This window comes from Oleiphilus sp. HI0125 (assembly GCF_001635355.1).
The window spans coordinates 1-1,935 of sequence record NZ_LWGF01001049.1; the positions used below are offsets into that span (position 1 = coordinate 1).

Below are 1,935 nucleotides of genomic sequence, written 5' to 3' on the forward strand. Positions count from 1 at the left end.
CATTGATACTGGAAGATCATCAAGCTTTAACTCGTTCACTAAACGGTCAAACGCATCCGCCTGCTCTTGCAATGAGCGGCTTCGACGATCATCTGCGCTCGAAAAGTGAGTCATTAGCATTTCTAACTGAATATTTGCGCCGTCTAATAACTCAATACAACGCTTGGTTTGCTCGACCGTTAAGCCCAAACGATGCATACCCGAATCGATTTTTAACCAGACCTTGCCATCAAAGTTTTGTGCAACCAGCATGCTCACTTGCTCAGGCCGATGGATAACATAACTCACGTTGTGCTGAGCTAGACTCTCGATGCAGTCCGCTTCGAATGGCCCTTCAAGTAAGAGAATTTCACCATCAAAACCTATCGAGAAAATTGTTGCAGCTTCTTCAGCACAGGCCACGGCCAAGCGGCGACCTTGAAATGATGAAATGAGATTCTTAACGCCGTGACCATAGGCATCTGCCTTTACGACAAGAATGGTCTCGGCACTATTGGCAAGGCCGGATAGGTAGGCAATGTTTTGTTCAAATGCTTGTTGGTCTATAAGAGCTACAGCAGGTCGGGCCATCGCAAAGAACCTTAGAATTCGTTGTTATAATCCACGTGTGACAGATCGTTGAACTTGGTGAATTCGCCTTGGAACTGAAGACGGATCTTACCAATTGGGCCGTTACGCTGCTTACCAATGATAATTTCAGCAAGCCCTTTATCTGGGCTATCTTCATTGTAGTACTCGTCGCGATAGATAAACATGATGACGTCGGCATCCTGCTCAATCGCTCCGGATTCACGTAAGTCAGAGTTCATCGGACGCTTATCAGTTCGCGACTCTAGGCCTCGGTTTAACTGAGAAAGCGCAACAAGCGGGCAATTAAGCTCTTTAGCTAAAGCTTTAAGAGATCGAGAGATCTCAGAAATTTCGGCCGTTCTTCCCTCATTCATCCCAGGTACTTGCATCAGCTGTAAATAGTCGACCATGATCAAGCCAATCTGCCCCACTTCTCGCGCCACACGTCTAGCACGTGAGCGGACTTCTGTTGGACTAAGACCTGCTGAATCGTCGATGTAAAGCGGACGGTCTTTTAGGATTTTCGCCGCTGAAGACAAGCGCGGCCAATCATCTTCTTCTAACTTACCCGAACGAATACGAGTCTGGTTTATCTGGCCTAACGACGACAATACACGCATAAGAATAGAGTCTGCCGGCATCTCCATACTGAATACTAATACCGGGAGTTCAGCCTTAATCAGCGCATTTTCTACCAAGTTCATCGCAAATGCCGTTTTACCCATAGAAGGACGCGCCGCAACAATAATCAAATCAGAGGGCTGTAAACCGGAAGTCATTTCGTCTAGGTCGGTAAACCCTGTCGTAACACCGGTAATCCCCTCTTCTGCATCAAATAGTTCTTCGATACGTTCAAGCGTTTTGGTCAGAATCGGATTGATAGAAACAGGACCAGCTTCCTCACCTGCAGTGCCCTCGGCAATTTTAAATACCTTGCGCTCAGCTTCGTCTAATAATTCACTGGTGCTCTTTCCTGAAGGATTAAAAGCACTATCAGAGATCTCACCAGAAACCCGAATCAAACGGCGTAAAACAGCTCGCTCATGCACAATATTTGCGTAGGAATGGACGTTACTCGCACTAGGAGTTTTCTCAACGAGTTCGGTGAGGTATTGCATACCACCAGCATTATCAAGCTCACCAATACGCTGCAGTTCTTCTGAGACAGTAATCAAATCAACAGGGTTGCCCGCCGTAGCCAAACGGCTCATGACACGGAATAACAAACGATGATCTTGTCGGTAGAAGTCATCCTCTATAACTTTGCTGCCAATCGCATCCCATTTACTATTATCTAACAACAGGCCCCCAAGAATGGACTGTTCAGCTTCGATTGAGTGCGGTGGGGTTTTTAAATTTAAGATT

Annotated in this window: 2 protein-coding genes; both read right to left on the bottom strand. The window is 46.4% G+C overall.

Annotated features, from left to right (window positions below; all coding sequences use genetic code 11):
- The coding region (locus A3762_RS17985) for an alanine racemase (protein WP_197469367.1) at positions 1–570 on the bottom strand (570 nt) is incomplete at its 3' end.
- A gap of 11 nt (positions 571–581) precedes the next feature.
- The gene (dnaB, locus tag A3762_RS17990) at positions 582–1,934 is read right to left on the bottom strand and encodes a replicative DNA helicase (protein WP_068756956.1); all 1,353 of its coding nucleotides are present in this window, start codon (positions 1,932–1,934) and stop codon (positions 582–584) included.
- Position 1,935 lies beyond the last annotated feature (1 nt).